Origin of the sequence: Streptomyces cyaneofuscatus (genome assembly GCF_033109485.1) — a bacterium.
Lineage (GTDB): Bacteria > Actinomycetota > Actinomycetes > Streptomycetales > Streptomycetaceae > Streptomyces > Streptomyces cyaneofuscatus.
The window spans coordinates 5,569,249-5,587,571 of the sequence record NZ_CP137002.1 but is presented as its reverse complement, the minus strand read 5'-3'; the positions used below and the strand labels follow the sequence as shown (position 1 = coordinate 5,587,571).

Genomic DNA, 18,323 nt, shown 5'->3' with positions numbered 1-18,323 from the left:
CTCCTTCATGCTTCAGGCAGGCGTGGGGGCCGGTCTCACAGGTGGTGGCGTCGGGCGGCGACCCGCCGGTCGTACTCTTCCCGGGCCGTGACCGCCGCCGGACGGCTCGCGGTTTCGGCCACAGGAACATCCCACCACGCCTGTGCCGGAGGGGGGCCCGACACTGTGTCGGGCGTTTCGGTCTCGACGTAGACACAAGTGGGGCCCTCCGCGCTGCGGGCCTCCGCGAGGGCTTTGCGCAGGTCGTCGACGGTGGTGGCGCGCAGGACCCGCATCCCGAGGGAGGCCGCGTTGGCGGCGAGGTCGACGGGGAGCGGCGGGCCGGTGAAGCCGCCGTCGGGGTCGCGGTGGCGATAGGCCGTGCCGAAGCGCTCGCCGCCGACCGCCTCGGAGAGACCGCCGATGGAGGCGTAACCGTGGTTCTGGAGGATCAGCAGTCTGAGGGGGAGGTTCTCCTGGACGGCGGTGACGATCTCGGTGGGGTTCATCAGGTACGTGCCGTCGCCGACGAGCGCCCAGACGGGACGGCCTCCGTGTCCTTGAGCTTCGGTGGCGAGGAGGACGCCGATCGCGGCCGGGATCTCGTAGCCCATGCAGGAGTAGCCGTACTCGACGTGGTACTGGTCGCGGGAGCGGGTGCGCCAGAGCTTGTGCAGGTCGCCGGGGAGCGAACCGGCGGCGTTGATGAGGATGTCCTCCTCGGTGACCAGGGTGTCGAGGAGGCCGAGGACCTGGGTCTGGGTGGGGCGCGCGGTGGGGTCGGGGGTGGTGAAGGACGCCTCGACCTGTTCCTCCCACGCCTCCTTAGCGCCGGTGTACTCCGTCTCGTACGCCGGGTCGATCCGGTATCCCCGTCCGGCGAGTGCGCTGGTGAGCGCCTCCAGGCCGGTGCGGGCGTCGGCGACCAGGGGGAGGGCGGCCAGCTTGTGGGCGTCGAAGCCGGTGATGTTGAGGTTGAGGAAGCGGACGGCCGGGTTCTCGAAGAGGGTGCCGGAGGCGGTGGTGAAGTCCGTGTACCGGGTGCCGACGCCGATCACCAGGTCGGCGGTGCGGGCCAGCTCGTCGGCGGTGGCGGTGCCGGTGTGGCCGATGCCTCCCACGTCCGCCGGGTGGTCGTGGCGCAGGGCCCCCTTGCCCGCCTGGGTGGAGGCGACCGGGATGCGGGTGGCGGCGGTGAAGGCGGCCAACGTCTCCTCGGCCGCGCTGTGGCGGACCCCGCCGCCCGCGACGATCAGGGGGCGCCGGGCGGAGCGCACCGCCCGTACCGCCGCTTCCAGTTCGGCCGTGTCGGGCGCCGGCCTGCGGACCCGCCAGACCCGCTCGGCGAAGAACTCCTCCGGCCAGTCGTACGCCTCCGCCTGCACGTCCTGCGGCAGCGCCAGCGTGACCGCGCCCGTCTCGGCGGGGTCGGCCAGGACCCGCATCGCCTGGAGGGCCGCCGGGATCAGCGCTTCGGGGCGGGTGACCCGGTTGAAGTAGCGCGAGACGGGGCGCAGGCAGTCGTTGACCGACACGTCACCGGCGTACGGGACTTCGAGTTGCTGCAGTACGGGGTCGGCGGGCCGGGTCGCGAAGGTGTCGCCGGGGAGGAGGAGGACGGGGAGGTGGTTGATGGTGGCGAGGGCGGCGCCGGTGACGAGGTTGGTGGCGCCGGGGCCGATGGAGGTGGTCACGGCGTGCGCGGAGAGCCGGCCGGACTGGCGGGCGTATCCCACGGCCGCGTGCACCATGGCCTGTTCGTTGCGGCCTTGGAGGTAGGGCATGCGGTACGCGGTGCCGTTCCCTCCGTGGCCCGCCTCCACGAGTGCCTGGCCGATGCCCGCGACGTTGCCGTGGCCGAAGATGCCCCAGGTGGCGCTGATCAGGCGGTGGCGGCGGCCGTCGCGCTCGGTGTACTGGCGGGCGAGGAAGGTGACCAGGGCCTGAGCGGTGGTCAGGCGGCGGGTGGAGCGCGTACGCGTGGTGCTCGGGGGGCTCGCGGGACTCGTCGGGCTCAACCTGTTACCTCCGGGCCGGGCGACGGATGCGCCGTGTCCGGGCGGGCCGTCTGCGGATGCGCCGTGTACAGCGGCAGTCTGGCGTCGACCGGCTCGTCCCGCCAGGTGTCGCGGATCCATCCGTGGTCCGGATGGTCGCGGATCAGCCAGGCCCGCTCCTCCCCCGGCCCGGCCATGACGTTCAGGTAGTACAGCGTGCGGGCGGGCGGGGCGATGGACGGGCCGTGCCAGCCGTCGGGGATGAGGACCGCGTCACCGCTGCCGACCTCGGCGAGCACATCCGTACCGCCCTCGCGCGACGGCGAGACCCGGTGGTAGCCGAGGCCGCCGCCCTCCACCTCGAAGTAGTAGATCTCCTCCAGCTCGCACTCCTCGCCCGGCACGTGCTCGTCGTGCTTGTGGGGCGGGTAGGAGGACCAGTTGGAGCCGGGCGTGAGGACCTCGACGGCGATCAGGCGGTCGCAGTCGAAGGTGTCGGCGGCGGCGAAGTTGTTGACCTGGCGCGAGCAGGTGCCGGTGCCGCGCAGTTCGACGGGTACCTCCGGCGCGGGGCCGTAGCGAGCGGGGAGTCGTCGCTCGCACTTCGCTCCTGCCAGGGCGAAGCGGCCTCCTGCGCCGGAGGCGATCTGCGCTCGGTCGTCGCGCGGCACGTAGGCGAAATCACTCACCCCGCTGAACACGCTTTCCCGGCCCAGCAGTTCAAAGGTCTCACCTGCCGTATGCACCGTACAGCCACCGGCCAACGGGAGGACGATCCATTCGCACTCCCCGGTGACGAGCGTATGAACTCCGCCCGGCTCCAGCTCCAGAACGCGGAGATAGGACCGGTCCCATCCGGCCATTTCCGGATCGATGTCCAGGACATAGGGGCCGCGCGCGGCGGTGCCGGCGGGCAGATGGTGACGCGGCGCGGCGGGCGGAGCGCCTCCGGTGTGGTGCCCGTGGTGCCCGTGGTGTTCGTGGTGCGTTTCCATGGCCCCTCCTTACCCGTCCTTCCTCCGAGCTTCCCCGGCTACAGCAGCGATACGGCCGTGTCGACGGCGCCCGCCACGTCCCCGTCGACCGGGTAGAGCAGCGAACGCCCCACGACCAGCCCCCGTACGGTCGGCAGCCGCAGCGCCTCGCGCCACTTCCCGTACGCCCCGTCCAGGTCGTCGCCCACCTCGCCGCCGAGCAGCACGGCGGGGAGCGTGGAGGTCTCCATGACCTGCGCCATGTCGTCCGGGTGCTCGGTGACGGGGACCTTGAGCCAGGTGTACGCGGACGTCCCGGCCAGGCCCGACGCGATGGCGATGGACGTGGCGACGGCGGCGGCGCCCAGGTCGTTGCGGAGGCGGCCGTCGACGCGGCGGCAGAGGAACGGTTCGACGAAGACCGGCAGCCGGTGCGCGGCCATCGCGTCGATGGTGCGGGCGGCGGTGTGCAGGGTGTCCAGGGAGCCGGGGTCTTCGTGGTCGATGCGGAGCAGCAGCTTCCCCGCGTCGAACCCGTGGCGGACCAGGTCATCGGGGCGGTGCCCGGTGAACCGGTCGTCGAGCTCGAAGGCGGCGCCCGCGAGCCCGCCCCGGTTCATGGAGCCCATGACCACCTTGTCCTCCAGGGCGCCGAGGAGGAGCAGGTCGTCCAGGACGTCGGCGGAGGCGAGGACACCGTCGACGCCGGGGCGGGAGAGGGCGAGGCGGAGCCGTTCCAGCAGTTCGAACCGGTTGGCCATGGCGAGCGCCCGGTCCCCGACGGCGAGGGCGCCGCGTGCGGGGTGGTCGGCGGCGATGATCATGAGGCGGCCGGGGTGGGGCGGGCGCGCTCGGTCCGAGGCGATGTCGTCGGTACGGAGCAAGGGGCGCCGCTTCCGTCGCGCGGCGGCTTCGGCCACCGCTTCGGGGCGCTCGGCGCGGAGCCGGACCAGGTCGCGGAGGGAGGCTGCGGCGGGGGTCATGAGGCCGCTCCGGAGGGCCCGGCGGCGATGGACTCCGTGACCGCCCCCTCCGCGAGCGCCCGCTCCACCTCGTCCGGGAAGGGCATCGCGGAGGAGCAGGCGATGCGGGAGGCGACGATGGCCCCGGCGGCGTTCGCGTACCGCATGATCCGGGCGATGTCCCAGCCGGCGAGCAGCCCGTGGCAGAGCGCCCCGCCGAACCCGTCCCCGGCGCCGAGCCCGTTGACCACCTCCACCGGCAGCGGCTCCACATCGGCGGTGGAGCCGTCGCGGTGGACGGCGAGGACGCCCTTCGGCCCCTGCTTGACCACGGCGAGCTCCACCCCGGCCGCGAGCAGGGCGCGGGCGGCGGCGTGCGGTTCGCGCTCGCCGGTCGCGATCTCGCACTCGTCGATGTTGCCGACGGCGACGGTGGCGTGGGCGAGCGCTTCCCGATAGCGGGCGGGCGCCACCGAGCTGTGGTCCCCGCCGTCCCAGAACATGGGCCGCCAGTCGAGGTCGAAGACGGTCGCGGTACGAAACTCCGGGGCCGGGCTCTCGCTACGGGCACTCTCGCTACGGGCTTGGAGCGCCGCCAGCGTCGCGGCGCGGCTGGGCTCGGCGCTGAGCCCGGTCCCGGTCATCCAGAAGATCCGGGCGTCGCGCACCGCGTCCAGGTCGAGTTCGGGCGGGTGGATCTCCAGATCGGGCGCCTTGGGCTGCCGGTAGAAGTGGAGGGGGAAGTCGTCCGGCGGGAAGATCTCGCAGAAGGTGACCGGCGTCGGGTACTCCTCGACCTCCGTCACCCACCGGTCGTCCACCCCGAAGCCCCGGAGCTCCTGGTGGAGGTACTCCCCGAAGGCGTCCCGGCCGGTCCGGGTGATCACCGCCGTCCGCCGCCCCAGCCGCGCCGCCGCCACCGCGACGTTGGTCGGAGAGCCGCCGAGGAACTTGCCGAACGTCTCGACCCGGGCGAGCGGCACACCGATGTCCAGGGGATAGAGGTCCACCCCGATCCGCCCCATGGTGATCACGTCGTACGGCTCAGGCATACGCATCCCTTCGACCTACCGGCGCGACCCACCGGCGCGCGACTCACCAACGCGACTCACCGACGCGGCCCACCGGTGGCCGGCTGATCCCAGGTCAGGTCTAGCCCCCTCCCCGGAACCCTGTCAACATTTTGTCCGGACATTCGGACGAACTCTTGACACTCATCCGTACGGGCCGCGACGCTGTGCGATATGACCCCCTCCGCACCCTCTTCGGCCCGCATCCGCATCGGCTCGGCACCCGACTCGTGGGGGGTGTGGTTCCCGGACGACCCGCAGCAGGTGCCCTGGCGGCGCTTCCTCGACGAGGTGGCCGAGGCCGGGTACGCGTGGATCGAGCTCGGTCCGTACGGCTATCTGCCCACCGACCCGGCCCGGCTGACGGACGAGACCCGCAGCCGGGGGCTGACCGTCTCCGCCGGCACCGTCTTCACCGGATTGCACCACGGGCCCGACGTCTGGGACCGGACCTGGGCGCATGTCGCGGACATCGCCGAGCTGACCCGGGCCATGGGCGCCGAACACCTGGTCGTCATCCCCTCGTTCTGGCGTGACGACAAGACGGGCGAGGTGCTGGAGGACCGCACGCTCACGCCCGCGCAGTGGCGTGACCTGACCACGCAGACGGAGCGGCTGGGGCGGGAGGTCCGGGAGCGCTACGGGCTCCGGATCGTCGTCCACCCGCACGCGGACACCCACATCGACAGCGAGGAGAACGTCAGCCGCTTCCTCGACGCCACCGATCCCGCCCTGGTCTCGCTCTGTCTGGACACCGGGCACTACGCCTACTGCGGCGGCGACAGCGTCAAGCTCATCGAGACGTACGGGGAGCGCATCGGCTACCTCCACCTCAAGCAGGTCGACCCCGAGATCCTGGCGGCGGTGGTGGCGGACGAGGTCCCGTTCGGCCCGGCCGTGGCGCGGGGCGTGATGTGCGAACCGCCCGGTGGGGTGCCCGCCCTGGAGCCGGTCCTGGACGCGGCGCGCGCCCTGGACGTCGACCTGTTCGCGATCGTGGAGCAGGACATGTACCCGTGCGACCCGGACAAGCCGCTCCCGATCGCGCGCCGCACCCGCGAGTTCCTGCGCTCCTGCGGACGGCCCTGACCGCCCGGCCCGGCGAGCTGAATCCGCCGGGTCACACCCCCGTAGACCCGTCGATGCGCTCGCGGATCAGGTCGGCGTGCCCGCAGTGGCGCGCGTACTCGCCGATCATGTGCGTGTAGATCCACCGCAGCGTCACCTCACCGCCCATGAACGGGCTGGTGTCGTCGAGCTTCCGGCCCGCGGAGTTCTCCCGGCCCCGCCGCACCTCCTCTTCCCACACCGCCACCGCGCTCTCGTACGTGGCGTCCTCGGCGAGCTCGAACCCACCGTCATGGCCTCCGCCGCCGCCTCCGCTCCCACTCTCGTCGGCCGGGGCGTACAGGCGCGGAACGTCCTCCTGCACGAGGACCCGCCGGAACCAGTTCCGCTCGACGGCCGCCGCGTGCTGGACCAGCCCGAGCAGGGTGACCGACGAGGGCGCCACGGCCGCCTCACGGAGCCGCTCCTCGGGCAGCTCCGCGCACTTCTGGACGAGGGTGGCGCGGTAGAAGTCGAGCCAGCTCTCCAGGGTGGTGCGCTCGTCGGCGACCAACGGGGGCATCGAACGCTCGGAAATGTTCATGGTCATCATCGTGGCATCCGGGTCTGACATCGCCCGGCTTCCGCACCACAGCCAACCGTTCACCCCTTCTGTCACACCAGTAACTGTTTCGCGACACATGTCTCCGTTACGCGGGTTTTCCGTAACAGGCGCACCACAGCCCCACCCCGCCTGCCGTCCGCGGGCGTTCAACCGGGCGCAGGCTGCGTGATCACGAGGGCAGAACCGGTCCTCAGAACAGAGCAGCGCAGAGAGGTGTCACGGATGACGGACAGAACACTCTGGTCCTACAAGGACATTGCCGCGCACATCCAGGTCCAGCCGGACACCGTCCGCTCCTATCGCAAACACGGCCTCCTTCCCCAGCCCGACCAGGTGAAGAACGGAAAGCCCTACTGGTACGGCGACACCGTCCGCGCCTGGGTCGCCTCCCGCCCGCGCAACCGGGGCCGCTGACCCCGGCCCCCGGCCACGGACCGTCAGAAGGACTTGCGCGGCCGCCCCGGGAGCCGTTTCTGAACGGATTCCGGAGCGGCCGCGCACGAGGGCTCCCCCTATGCCCCTGCGGTGACCTTCTCCCCGTCCCGGGTCCCCGCCTCGGGTATCTCCCCCTCGGTCGTGGGCTCCCCCGGGCCGCCCGGCTCACCCTTCGTACCGGACGAGCCGGCCGGGGCAGACTCCCCTTCGCTGAGGCCGAACCTCTGGTGGAAGGCGCGCAGCGGCTTGGGCGCCCACCAGGTGGCGTGGCCCGTCAGCTTCATCACGGCGGGGACCAGCAGGCTGCGGACCACCATGGCGTCCATCAGGACGGCGAGGGCGATACCGAGCCCCAGCATCTTGGTGTTGGTGACCCGTGAGGTGCCGATGGCGACCATCACGACCGCGAGGATCACGGCGGCGGCGGTGATCAGGCCGCCGGTGCGGGACAGGCCGAAGGTGACGGAGCGTTCGTGGTCGCCGGTCCGGTCGTACTCCTCCTTGATACGGGAGAGCAGGAAGACCCCGTAGTCCATGGAGAGGCCGAAGGCCACGCAGAACATCAGGACGGGCAGGGTCGTCTCGATGTCCCCCGTACTGGTGAAGGCGAGGATCCCGGAGAGGTTCCCGTCCTGGAAGACCCAGACCACCGCACCGAACATCGCCGTCAGGCTGAGGGCGTTGAGCACGACCGCCTGGATCGGGATGAGCACGCTGCCGGTGAGCAGGAAGACCAGGAGCAGCGTCACCACGACGATGATGGCGATCGCCCACGGCAGCCGGTCCGCGATGGCGTCCTTGGAGTCGACCAGGACCGCCGCCGTGCCCGTCACCGAGGTGTCGAAGGAGTCGGCGGGCATCGCGCGCAGGTCCCGTACGAGCTGCTGGGTCTCCTGCCCGACCGCCTCGCCCTCCGACTGCACGCTGAAGTACGCGGCCGCGTCCGCCGTGACCGGGCCCTCGACGCGCTCCACGCCCGGGACCTTCTCGATCCGGTCCTTCAGGGCCGCGTACGCCGCCGGCGTCCCCTCCCCCTCGACCAGCATCTCCAGGCCGCCGCTCGGGCTGCCGGGGAAGCCGTCCCGTATGTGCTCCTGGACCACCCGGGACTCGGCACCGGCGGGCAGCTGGCGGTCGTCCGCCGTACCGAACTTGACGCCGAGGAAAGGCAGTCCGAGGAGAACGAGGCCCACCGTGGTGACGATGGCGAAGACCGGCGCCCGGCGCATCACCAGCTCGGCGAAGCGCGCCCATCCCCTGCCGGTCTCTCCAGTGGTGGCTTCCTTCTTCTTTCCGCGGCGCAGCAGCCGGCGCAGGTCCAGCGCGTTGACCCGGGGGCCCAGCAGCATGAGCGCGGCGGGCAGCAGGATCAGTGCGGCGGCCGCGGCCAGCAGGACCACGGCGATCCCGGCGTAGGCGAAGGACCGCAGGAAGTACTGCGGGAAGACGAGCATCGCCGACAGGGACACGGCGACCGTCAGCGCGGAGAAGAGCACCGTGCGTCCGGCCGTGCGCAGTGTGGTGCCGACCGCCGTCCGGGTGTCGGCCCCGGCGTCCAGCTCCTCACGGAAGCGGCGGACGATGAACAGGGCGTAGTCGATGGCCAGTCCGAGGCCGAGGGCCGTGGTGAGGTTCATGGCGAAGACCGAGACGTCGGTGAACTCGGTCAGTCCGCGCAGCACGGCGTTGGTGCCGAGGATCGCGACGATGCCGACGAGAAGCGGCAGCATGGCGGCGATCGCACTGCCGAAGACCATGACCAGCAGGATCAGCGTCACCGGCAGGGCGATGAGCTCGGCCCGCAGCAGGTCCTCCTGGATGATCGTCTGCATCTCGTGCTGGACGGCGACGGGCCCGCCGACCGAGACCTTCACCGGGCCGCTCTCCCCGGCGAACGCGGGAGCGATCCGTTCGAGCGTCTCCCCCGCCTCCGTCTCGTCGCCCCCTATCCGGGCCGCGATGAGCGCTTCCCGGCCGTCCTCGGCGCGCAGGGCGGGCGCCTTGGTCTGCCAGTACGAGGTGACCCCCGATATGCCCTGCTCGGCGGCGAGCCGCTCGGTGAGCCGTGCGGCCTCGGCGGCCACCGCCGGATCGTCGACGGAGGCGCTGCCGCTGTCCACCAGCAGGAGCAGGTTGGGCTGCGAGGCGGGGAACTCCCGCTCCAGCGCCTCGGTGGCGTAGGACGACTCGGCGTCGGGGGCCTGCCAGCCACCGCTGCCCATCCGGTCGGCCACACCGCTCCCGGCGAACACGGCCAGAGCAGTGATCACCAGGGCGGCCAGCAGGGCGATCCGCGGCCTGGCGGTGACGAACCGGGTCCAGCCTCCGACGCGCTGCGGACCGGGCTCGACACGCTGCGGACCGGACGAACCGGGTGGACCGTTGACTTCGGACATGGTGCGGTGTCCCCTTCACCGAGACCCGGGCGGCACAGGGCAGCATGGGTCAGTCGTTGCCACTTACACTGGCAAACACGAGTAGTCGCTCGCGTTTCATAAGAATGCGAGCGAGCACTCGCGTTTGTCAAACGCATCACGAAAGCTGGGGATTGCCGTGCCGGAGGCCAGAGCCAAGAAGGGCGCCGCAGGGGACGGCGCAGCCGGGAAACCCGTAGCGCGCGAGGGGGCGGGAGGCACCACGGGGACGGGAGACGCCACCGGGGCGACCCGCCCGCGCCGCCGCCAGGCCCGGGGCGAGGCGCGTATCGCCCAGCTGCTCCAGGCCGCGGCCAGCGTCTTCTGCACCAGCGGCTACACCGCGTCCAGCACCAACGCCATCGCCCGCGAGGCCGGCGTCTCCCCGGGCACGCTGTACCAGTTCTTCCCGAACAAGGAGGCCATCGCCGTCGAGCTCGGCGACCAGCTGCTCCACCGCTGGCGCGACACGTACGGCGCCGCCTTCGACCAGACCCACCTCGAACTGCCGCTCGACCGGATGCTGGACGCCGTCCTCGACCCGCTGATCGCGTTCAACTGCGAGAATCCGGCGTTCTTCGTGCTGATGCACGGCTCGGAGATCCCCGGCCGGATCACCGAGGAGCACGACACCCTGCACACCACCATGCTGAGCCGGGTCGAAGGGATCCTCGCCGACTACCTCCCGGACGTCCCCGCCGCCCAGCTCCACCGGGTCGCCGAGATGGCCTTCATGGTGTTCAAGGCCGGACTCGACCTGGTCATGGCCCACGAGGGCGAGGAGCGCGAGGCGTACATCCAGGAGATGAAGGCGGCCATGTACCGCTACCTGGACCCCCTGATCGGCGACGACTCCCCTCACCTGGCCCCGCACGCCCGCCAGGACCACACTCCCTAGAGCCGGAGCCCGGGTCGACGCGCCGCGCGCCCGCGCCTCATTCATACCCCCTAGGGGTATAGTATGGAGTGAGCGAGGCGCCCCGGGCACCCCTGTGGCCCCCCGCGCCACACTCGTACGCCGAAGAGGAGAACGTCATGACCGCCGAGACCGAGCCCACCACCCAGTCCACCGGCTCCTGCTGCTCGCCCAGCGGTTCCTGCCACGGCGGTGGCGCCGCCGACGTGCAGATCGAGCCGACGGACTCGGTCACCACGGTGTACGAGGTGAAGGGCATGACCTGCGGCCACTGCGAAGGCGCCGTGTCGGAGGAGATCTCCGCGCTCGGCGGCGTGACGTCCGTCGAGGCCGTCGCCGCCACCGGCCGCGTCACCGTCTCCTCCAAGGCCCCGCTGGCCGAGGACGCCGTCCGCGCCGCCGTCGACGAGGCCGGTTACGAGCTCGTCGGCCGGGCCGCCTGAGCGCCCGCCGCACCACCTTCTTCCCGTCGGGCCGGCCCGCCAGCAGATACTGGTGGGGTACGGCCCGACCTGCGTTACCCAGGAGTTCGGACATGGCCAGCACAGCAGCAGCCGGGGCTCCGGCCGCGGACGCCTCCGAGGCCGAGCTCATGATCGGCGGGATGACGTGCGCCTCGTGCGCCGCCCGCGTCGAGAAGAAGCTCAACCGGATGGACGGCGTCACCGCCACGGTGAACTACGCGACCGAGAAGGCCCGCGTCACGTTCACGGAGGGCCTGGAACTGTCGGACCTCGTCGCGACGGTCGAGCGGACCGGCTACACGGCCCGCCCCCTCGCACCCCCGAAGCCCGAACCCGAACCGGAACCGGAACCGGAACCGACGCTCGAACCGGAGCAGGAACCGGACGCGGACCCGGCACCCGCCCCACCCGACGCGCCCGCCCTACCCGCCACATCAACCGACGCCGCCGAAGCGGAACAGGCCGCCTCCCTCGCCGCGCTCCGGCAGCGGGTCGTCGTCTCCGCCGTCCTCAGCGTCCCCGTCGTCCTGCTCGCCATGGTCCCGGCGCTCCAGTTCGACAACTGGCAGTGGCTCTCCCTGACCCTCGCCGCCCCCGTCGTCGTCTGGGGCGGCCTGCCCTTCCACCGCGCCACCTGGACCAACCTCCGGCACGGCGCGGCCACCATGGACACCCTCGTCTCGATGGGCACCCTCGCCGCCTTCGGCTGGTCTCTGTGGGCCCTGTTCCTCGGCGACGCGGGGATGCCGGGCATGCGGCACGGGTTCGACCTCACCGTCTCGCGCGCCGACGCGAGCTCCACGATCTACCTGGAGGTGGCAGCCGGGGTCATCACCTTCATCCTGCTGGGCCGCTACCTGGAGGCCCGCGCGAAGCGGAGGTCCGGCGCCGCGCTGCGGGCGCTGATGCACCTGGGCGCCAAGGACGTCGCCGTCCTCAGAGGCGGTACGGAGGTACGCGTCCCGGCCGACCGGCTCGTCATCGGCGACCGCTTCGTGGTCCGCCCCGGGGAGAAGATCGCGACGGACGGGAAGGTCGTCGAGGGCAGCTCGGCCGTCGACGCCTCGATGCTGACCGGCGAATCCGTCCCCGTGGAAGTCACCACCGGCGACTCCGTCACCGGAGCCACCATCAACGCCGGCGGCCGCCTCGTCGTCGAAGCCACCCGCATCGGCTCCGACACCCAACTCGCCCGCATGGCCCGCCTCGTCGAAGACGCCCAGAACGGCAAGGCGGCAGCCCAGCGCCTCGCCGACCGCATCTCCGCCGTCTTCGTCCCCATCGTCATCGCCCTGGCACTCGGCACCCTCGGCTTCTGGCTCGGCAGCGGCGCCGGACCCGCAGCGGCCTTCACCGCCGCCGTCGCCGTCCTGATCATCGCCTGCCCCTGCGCCCTCGGCCTCGCGACCCCGACCGCGCTCATGGTCGGCACGGGACGTGGAGCCCAGCTCGGCATCCTCATCAAGGGCCCCGAAGTCCTCGAAACCACCCGCCGCGTCGACACCATCGTCCTCGACAAGACCGGCACGGTCACCACCGGCAAGATGACCCTCCTCGCCGTCCACACCGCCGAGGGCACGGACGAGAACGACGTCCTGCGCCTGGCCGGTGCGGTGGAGCACTCCTCCGAGCACCCCATCGCGCAGGCGGTAGCGGCAGGCGCCGTCGAGCGTCTCGGCAGTGGCGCCACCCTCCCCACCCCCGAAGACTTCACCAACCTCCCCGGACTCGGCGTCCGAGGCGTCGTCGACGGCCACACCGTCCTCGTCGGCCGCCCCCGCCTCCTCGCCGAAGCGGGCATCGCCCTCCCTCCCGAACTGGCCGCCGCCCTGACGAAGGCCGGGGAGCAGGGACGTACAGCGGTGGCCGTCGCCTGGGACGGGGCGGCCCGGGGCGTACTCGGGGTGGCCGACGCCGTCAAGGACGGCAGCGCGGCCGCCGTGGCCCAGCTACGGGCCCTGGGGCTGCGGCCCGTCCTCCTGACCGGCGACAACCGGGCGGTGGCCGAGGCCGTGGCCCGCGAGGTGGGCATCGACGAGGTCCATGCCGAGGTGCTCCCCGAGGAGAAGGTGGACGTCGTCAAGCGCCTTCAGGCGGAGGGCCGGAGCGTCGCGATGGTCGGCGACGGGGTCAACGACGCGGCGGCTCTGGCCACGGCAGATCTGGGGCTGGCGATGGGTACAGGGACGGATGCGGCGATCGAGGCGAGCGACCTCACGTTGGTTCGTGGAGATCTCGCGGTGACCGCTGACGCAATCCGCCTTTCCAGGCGTACTCTTTCCACCATCAGGGGCAACCTCTTCTGGGCCTTCGGGTACAACGTCGCGGCACTGCCCCTGGCTGCAAGTGGCCTGCTCAACCCTATGATCGCGGGAGCCGCCATGGCGTTTTCGTCCGTGTTCGTCTTCACGAACAGCCTTCGGTTGCGTGCCTTCACGTAACTTCCACAAAGAGATTTAGATCACACCGTTCTCAGGGTAACCATCCGGTGGGTTCATGAGTCTTAGAGTGCGATGCCAAGGATGTCTTGGGGGACGTCCGATGGAGTGTCTTGGGGGACGCTCCTGTGGCAAGCGTTGAGCCGGGGCACGTGCACCGGGGAGCTTTGAGCGGCCCTCCCGTGCGTACGTACCCCGGCAGAGCGCAGCACGGCACAACAACGGGAGCTTCGGCTCCCTTCAGACGCCCGGCCGGATCCCGTGGGGGGAATCCGCTCCGGGATATGGGAAGCGCCCTGACCGTCGACCCGTGGGGGGATCGGCGGCAGGGCGTTTCTCGCGTTCAGGGGCGCCCAGGACAGGACCTGCCACTCCCGCCGTCCAGGGGCGCCCAGGACGGCCTACCGCTCCGGGCATGACGCCCAGGGGCTCAGGGGCTCCGGAAAGCCGAATCGCCCCGGACACCGCGCTCTGTGCGAAGCGCGGTACGCGGGGCGAAGGCAGTCGGCCGAAGAGGCCGGGGTACTACAGGGCGGTACGAGGCGGGGTCAGCGACCCTCGACCGGGACGAAGTCGCGGAGGACCTCGCCGGTGTAGATCTGGCGCGGGCGGCCGATGCGCGAACCCGGCTCCTTGATCATCTCGTGCCACTGCGCGATCCAGCCCGGAAGGCGGCCGAGCGCGAAGAGCACGGTGAACATCTCGGTCGGGAAGCCCATGGCCCGGTAGATCAGACCGGTGTAGAAGTCCACGTTGGGGTAGAGGTTGCGCGAGACGAAGTACTCGTCGGAGAGCGCGTGCTCCTCCAGCTTGAGCGCGATGTCGAGCAGCTCGTCGGACTTGCCGAGCGCGGACAGCACGTCGTGCGCGGCGGCCTTGATGATCTTGGCGCGCGGGTCGAACGACTTGTACACCCGGTGGCCGAAGCCCATCAGGCGGACGCCGTCCTCCTTGTTCTTCACCTTGCGGATGAAGGAGTCGACATCGCCGCCGTTGGCCTGGATGCCTTCCAGCATCTCCAGCACCGACTGGTTGGCGCCACCGTGCAGGGGGCCCCACAGCGCCGAGATGCCGGCGGAGATCGAGGCGAACATGTTCGCCTGCGAGGAGCCGACCAGACGCACGGTGGAGGTCGAACAGTTCTGCTCGTGGTCCGCGTGCAGGATGAGCAGCTTGTCCAGCGCCGAGACGACGACCGGGTCCAGCTCGTACTCCTGGGCGGGGACCGAGAAGGTCATGCGCAGGAAGTTCTCGACGTACCCGAGGTCGTTGCGCGGGTAGACGAAGGGGTGCCCGATCGACTTCTTGTACGCGTACGCCGCGATCGTCGGCAGCTTCGCCAGCAGGCGGATCGTCGAGAGGTGGCGCTGCTCCTCGTCGAACGGGTTGTGGCTGTCCTGGTAGAACGTGGACAGCGCGCTGACCACCGAGGACAGCATGGCCATCGGGTGGGCGTCACGCGGGAAGCCGTCGAAGAACCGCTTGACGTCCTCGTGCAGCAGCGTGTGCTGGGTGATCTCGTTCTTGAAGGTCGCCAGCTCGTCGACCTTCGGAAGGTCGCCGTTGATCAGCGTGTACGCGACCTCGAGGAACGACGAGCGCTCGGCGAGCTGCTCGATCGGGTATCCGCGGTAGCGCAGAATGCCCTGCTCACCGTCGAGGTACGTGATGGCGGATTTATAGGCGGCGGTGTTGCCGTATCCGCTGTCCAGCGTCACCAGGCCGGTATTGGCCCGGAGCTTCCCGATGTCGAAGCCCTTGTCGCCGACGGTGCTGTCGATCACCGGGTAGGTGTACTCGTCATCGCCGTACCGCAGTACTACAGAGTTGTCGCTCACGTCATCCCTCACCGACGTAGTGCCTCTTCTTCGAGGTGCCCTGACTGTCTCCACCCTCCCCCATTCGGCTCAGGAGAGTGCACTCGGGGTCGTCCATTGGACCTACTGGCGGCACTGAGTGCCGCCAACTTACTCATCCTGCCCCCTTGACTGCGGTTCCGGAAGACCTCCGTGATGTTTCCCACCGATTTGATCGATCATTTTTGTGCAGGGGTCACGAGAAGTCTTCTCCTGAGCCGCCCCGGAGCCGGAAATCCAGTGCCGTACACCGTCTGCCTGCGGAAACCGTGCGAACGGCCTGGCCGATCGCCTTACGGGACCCGACGAGGACGACGAGCTTCTTGGCCCGCGTCACGGCCGTGTAGAGCAGGTTGCGCTGGAGCATCATCCAGGCGCTGTTGGTGACGGGGATGACGACGGCCGGATACTCGCTGCCCTGGGAGCGGTGGATCGTCATGGCGTACGCGTGGGCCAGCTCGTCCAGCTCGTCGAAGTCGTAGCCGATCTCCTCGTCCTCGTCGGTGCGGACGGTGAGCCGCTGTTCGTCCAGTTCAAGGCCGGTGACGACGCCGACCGTGCCGTTGAAGACGCCGTTCTCGCCCTTGTCGTAGTTGTTGCGGATCTGGGTGACCTTGTCGCCGACCCGGAAGACGCGGCCGCCGAACCGCTTCTCGGGGAGGTCGGGGCGGCCGGGGGTGATGGACTGCTGGAGCAGCCCGTTCAGCTCGCCCGCACCCGCCGGCCCCCGGTGCATCGGCGCGAGAACCTGCACGTCGCGGCGCGGATCGAGACCGAACTTGGCCGGAATGCGGCGAGCCGCCACATCGACGGCAAGCTTGCCCGCGTCCGCCGTCTCGTCCTCCACGAAGAGGAAGAAGTCGCTCAGCCCTTCGGTGAGCGGCGGCTGCCCGGCGTTGATCCGGTGCGCGTTGGTGACCACCCCCGACCGCTGGGCCTGCCGGAAGATCCTGGTCAGCCGGACGGCGGGGACGGGACTGCCCTCCGCGAGCAGGTCGCTGAGCACCTCCCCCGCCCCGACCGAGGGCAGCTGGTCGACATCGCCCACGAGGAGGAGGTGGGCACCGGGTGCCACGGCCTTCACGAGCTTGTTGGCGAGCAGCAGATCGAGCATCGAGGCCTCGTCGACGACGACCAGATCCGCGTCGAGCGGCCGGTCCCGGTCGTACGCGGCGTCCCCGCCCGGCTTCAGCTCCAGCAGCCGGTGCACGGTGGAGGCCTCGGCCCCCGTCAGCTCGGCCAGCCGCTTGGCGGCCCGCCCCGTGGGCGCGGCCAGCACCACCTTCGCCCGCTTGGCCCGCGCCAGCTCGACGATGGACCGTACGGTGAACGACTTCCCGCAGCCGGGCCCGCCGGTCAGGACGGCCACCTTCCGGCTGAGCGCCAGCCGTACGGCCTCCTCCTGCTCGGGCGCGAGCGAGGCCCCCGTCCGCGTCGCGAGCCAGGCCAGCGCCTTGTCCCAGTCCACGTCCTGGAAGGCCGGCATCCGGTCCTCCTCGGTCCGCAGCAGCCGCCGCACCTGCCCGGCGAGGGACAGCTCGGCCCGATGGAAAGGCACCAGATAGACCGCGGTGATCGGCTCACCCCCCTCGGGCGACGGCACCTTCTCCCGTACGACACCCTCCGGATCGGCCGCCAGCTCGGCCAGGCACTCGATGACGAGCCCCGTGTCGACCTGGAGGAGCTTGACCCCGTCCGCGATGAGCCGCTCCTCGGGGAGGTAGCAGTGCCCCTGGTCGGAGGACTGGGAGAGGGCGTACTGCAGACCGGCCTTGACCCGCTCGGGGCTGTCGTGCGGAATGCCGACCGCCTGGGCGATCCTGTCGGCGGTGAGGAACCCGATGCCCCACACATCGGCGGCCAGCCGGTAGGGCTGGTTCTTCACGACGGAGATCGAGGCGTCCTCGTACTTCTTGTAGATGCGGACGGCGATCGAGGTGGAGACGCCGACGCCCTGGAGGAAGACCATGACCTCCTTGATCGCCTTCTGCTCCTCCCACGCCGCCGCGATCATCTTCGTGCGCTTGGGGCCGAGGCCGGGAACTTCGACGAGCCGCTTCGGTGCGTTCTCGATGATGTCGAGGGTGTCGACGCCGAAATGGGTGGTGATCCGGTCGGCCATCACCGGCCCGATGCCCTTGATCAGCCCGGAGCCTAGATAGCGGCGGATGCCCTGGATGGTGGCGGGCAGCACGGTGGTGTAGTTCTCCACGGTGAACTGCTTGCCGTACTGGGAGTGCGAGCCCCAACGGCCCTCCATCCGCAGCGACTCACCGACCTGCGCGCCGAGCAGCGCACCGACCACCGTGAGGAGATCCCCGGCCCCGCGCCCGGTGTCGACGCGGGCGACCGTGTACCCGTTCTCCTCGTTGGCGTACGTGATCCGCTCCAGGACCCCTTCGATGACGGCCATGTTGGACATGACCCGACGCTACCGCCCGCCACTGACAGTGCGGTTCGCGGGACGGGGCTCTTCCTACGCCGTGGGCCCGCCGTCCCGGTACTCGTCCGCGAGCAGGGCGTCCATGGTGGACCGCAGCCGCCCGATGAAGTCCTCGAACCGCTGGATCTCCTGCGGCGAGTACGCGGACATCGCCTCGGCCATCCGTTCCGCGTACGGCCCGAAGAACGCCTCGGCGCGCGGCCGGATGTCCGGGCTGCTGCGCAGGGTGACGACCCGGCGGTCGGTGCTCTCGCGGGTGCGGACGATGTGCCCGGCCTGTTCGAGCCGCTTGAGGAGGATGGCCGTCGCGCCGGAGGAGAGCGAGACGCGCTCGCTGAGGCGGGCGGGCGAGAGGGGCGCGCCCTGGTCCTCGGCGTACAGGATCTCCACCAGGGCGGCGGCATCGGTGGAGTGCAGCCCGAGCCAGCTCGCGAAACGGCGGGTGAACTCGGTGTAGTTGGCGCCGAAGGCACGCAGGCCGTCCATGAGGTGGTCGACGCGGGTCTCGTGGTCGACGCGGGTCTCGTGGTCGACGCGGGTCTCGTGGTCGACGCGGGTCTCGTCGTCGTCACCGCCGCCGCCGCTGTTCTGGTCGGCTGCCGCATCGGCGTCGGCCATCGCTCTGTCCACCTTCTCTCGCCACCCTCTCTCGCGCTCCCGCTCCCGTTCGCGCTCTCCCGCTCCCGCGGTCTCCCGCTCCCGT

Annotated in this window: 14 protein-coding genes; 5 read left to right on the top strand and 9 right to left on the bottom strand. The window is 70.8% G+C overall.

Annotated elements, in window-relative coordinates; all coding sequences use genetic code 11:
* Positions 1-35: 35 nt before the first annotated feature.
* Genes iolD through iolC form a run of 4 tightly spaced genes read right to left on the bottom strand, consistent with a single transcriptional unit; the run spans position 36 to position 4,964 of the window.
* On the bottom strand, positions 36-1,997 hold the full coding sequence (gene iolD / locus R2B67_RS24545; protein ID WP_317821086.1) for a 3D-(3,5/4)-trihydroxycyclohexane-1,2-dione acylhydrolase (decyclizing): 1,962 nt from the start codon (positions 1,995-1,997) through the stop codon (positions 36-38).
* On the bottom strand, positions 1,994-2,971 hold the full coding sequence (gene iolB / locus R2B67_RS24540) for a 5-deoxy-glucuronate isomerase (protein ID WP_317821085.1): 978 nt from the start codon (positions 2,969-2,971) through the stop codon (positions 1,994-1,996). Before iolB ends, iolD begins: the two co-directional genes overlap by 4 nt.
* A gap of 38 nt (positions 2,972-3,009) precedes the next feature.
* Positions 3,010-3,933 (bottom strand): Cgl0159 family (beta/alpha)8-fold protein, encoded by a 924-nt coding sequence (locus R2B67_RS24535; RefSeq protein WP_317821084.1) that lies wholly within the window; start codon positions 3,931-3,933, stop codon positions 3,010-3,012.
* Positions 3,930-4,964: a 5-dehydro-2-deoxygluconokinase gene (gene iolC, locus R2B67_RS24530; RefSeq protein WP_317821082.1), complete on the bottom strand. Its 1,035-nt coding sequence runs from the start codon at positions 4,962-4,964 to the stop codon at positions 3,930-3,932. The genes R2B67_RS24535 and iolC overlap by 4 nt, the downstream gene beginning before the upstream one ends.
* A gap of 192 nt (positions 4,965-5,156) precedes the next feature.
* On the opposite strand from iolC, the gene R2B67_RS24525 reads away from it, so the two are divergent.
* Positions 5,157-6,071 carry a sugar phosphate isomerase/epimerase family protein gene (locus R2B67_RS24525; RefSeq protein ID WP_317821080.1) on the top strand — a complete coding sequence of 305 codons (915 nt, stop codon included), beginning with the start codon at positions 5,157-5,159 and terminating at the stop codon, positions 6,069-6,071.
* A gap of 31 nt (positions 6,072-6,102) precedes the next feature.
* Here R2B67_RS24525 and R2B67_RS24520 read toward each other — a convergent pair whose 3' ends face one another.
* On the bottom strand, positions 6,103-6,633 hold the full coding sequence (locus tag R2B67_RS24520) for a DinB family protein (protein WP_317821079.1): 531 nt from the start codon (positions 6,631-6,633) through the stop codon (positions 6,103-6,105).
* A gap of 243 nt (positions 6,634-6,876) precedes the next feature.
* Here R2B67_RS24520 and R2B67_RS24515 point away from each other — a divergent pair, with 243 nt between their 5' ends.
* The gene (locus tag R2B67_RS24515) at positions 6,877-7,068 is read left to right on the top strand and encodes a helix-turn-helix transcriptional regulator (protein WP_018511348.1); all 192 of its coding nucleotides are present in this window, start codon (positions 6,877-6,879) and stop codon (positions 7,066-7,068) included.
* A gap of 98 nt (positions 7,069-7,166) precedes the next feature.
* Here the strand turns inward: R2B67_RS24515 and R2B67_RS24510 are convergent, their stop codons facing one another.
* The gene (locus R2B67_RS24510) at positions 7,167-9,485 is read right to left on the bottom strand and encodes an MMPL family transporter (RefSeq protein WP_317821077.1); all 2,319 of its coding nucleotides are present in this window, start codon (positions 9,483-9,485) and stop codon (positions 7,167-7,169) included.
* A 157-nt stretch (positions 9,486-9,642) separates the two neighbouring features.
* Here R2B67_RS24510 and R2B67_RS24505 point away from each other — a divergent pair, with 157 nt between their 5' ends.
* From R2B67_RS24505 to R2B67_RS24495, 3 genes are all read left to right on the top strand, one after another.
* Positions 9,643-10,401 carry a TetR/AcrR family transcriptional regulator gene (locus R2B67_RS24505; protein ID WP_317821076.1) on the top strand — a complete coding sequence of 253 codons (759 nt, stop codon included), beginning with the start codon at positions 9,643-9,645 and terminating at the stop codon, positions 10,399-10,401.
* A gap of 137 nt (positions 10,402-10,538) precedes the next feature.
* A complete protein-coding gene (locus tag R2B67_RS24500; RefSeq protein WP_076966209.1) occupies positions 10,539-10,862 on the top strand; it encodes a heavy-metal-associated domain-containing protein in 324 nt (107 codons plus the stop codon).
* 92 nt (positions 10,863-10,954) lie between these two features.
* On the top strand, positions 10,955-13,324 hold the full coding sequence (locus R2B67_RS24495) for a heavy metal translocating P-type ATPase (protein WP_317821074.1): 2,370 nt from the start codon (positions 10,955-10,957) through the stop codon (positions 13,322-13,324).
* A 545-nt stretch (positions 13,325-13,869) separates the two neighbouring features.
* On the opposite strand, the gene R2B67_RS24490 is transcribed toward R2B67_RS24495, so the two are convergent.
* From R2B67_RS24490 to R2B67_RS24480, 3 genes are all read right to left on the bottom strand, one after another.
* The gene (locus R2B67_RS24490) at positions 13,870-15,159 is read right to left on the bottom strand and encodes a citrate synthase (protein ID WP_018511343.1); all 1,290 of its coding nucleotides are present in this window, start codon (positions 15,157-15,159) and stop codon (positions 13,870-13,872) included.
* Positions 15,160-15,373: 214 nt separating this feature from the next.
* Positions 15,374-17,599 carry an SF1B family DNA helicase RecD2 gene (recD2, locus tag R2B67_RS24485; RefSeq protein ID WP_317821072.1) on the bottom strand — a complete coding sequence of 742 codons (2,226 nt, stop codon included), beginning with the start codon at positions 17,597-17,599 and terminating at the stop codon, positions 15,374-15,376.
* A gap of 54 nt (positions 17,600-17,653) precedes the next feature.
* Complete coding sequence (locus R2B67_RS24480; protein WP_381074234.1) at positions 17,654-18,106, bottom strand: MarR family winged helix-turn-helix transcriptional regulator; 453 nt, start codon at positions 18,104-18,106, stop codon at positions 17,654-17,656.
* Between the last annotated feature and the right edge of the window lie 217 nt (positions 18,107-18,323).

Coding starts and splice junctions, on each gene's coding strand:
- iolC (WP_317821082.1), bottom strand. CDS start 4,964: ATGCCTGAGCCGTACGACGTGATCACCATGGGGCGGATCGGGGTGGAC.
- R2B67_RS24535 (WP_317821084.1), bottom strand. CDS start 3,933: ATGACCCCCGCCGCAGCCTCCCTCCGCGACCTGGTCCGGCTCCGCGCC.
- iolB (WP_317821085.1), bottom strand. CDS start 2,971: ATGGAAACGCACCACGAACACCACGGGCACCACGGGCACCACACCGGA.
- R2B67_RS24515 (WP_018511348.1), top strand. CDS start 6,877: ATGACGGACAGAACACTCTGGTCCTACAAGGACATTGCCGCGCACATC.
- recD2 (WP_317821072.1), bottom strand. CDS start 17,599: ATGTCCAACATGGCCGTCATCGAAGGGGTCCTGGAGCGGATCACGTAC.
- R2B67_RS24525 (WP_317821080.1), top strand. CDS start 5,157: ATGACCCCCTCCGCACCCTCTTCGGCCCGCATCCGCATCGGCTCGGCA.
- R2B67_RS24480 (WP_381074234.1), bottom strand. CDS start 18,106: ATGGACGGCCTGCGTGCCTTCGGCGCCAACTACACCGAGTTCACCCGC.
- R2B67_RS24500 (WP_076966209.1), top strand. CDS start 10,539: ATGACCGCCGAGACCGAGCCCACCACCCAGTCCACCGGCTCCTGCTGC.
- R2B67_RS24520 (WP_317821079.1), bottom strand. CDS start 6,633: ATGAACATTTCCGAGCGTTCGATGCCCCCGTTGGTCGCCGACGAGCGC.
- R2B67_RS24495 (WP_317821074.1), top strand. CDS start 10,955: ATGGCCAGCACAGCAGCAGCCGGGGCTCCGGCCGCGGACGCCTCCGAG.
- R2B67_RS24510 (WP_317821077.1), bottom strand. CDS start 9,485: ATGTCCGAAGTCAACGGTCCACCCGGTTCGTCCGGTCCGCAGCGTGTC.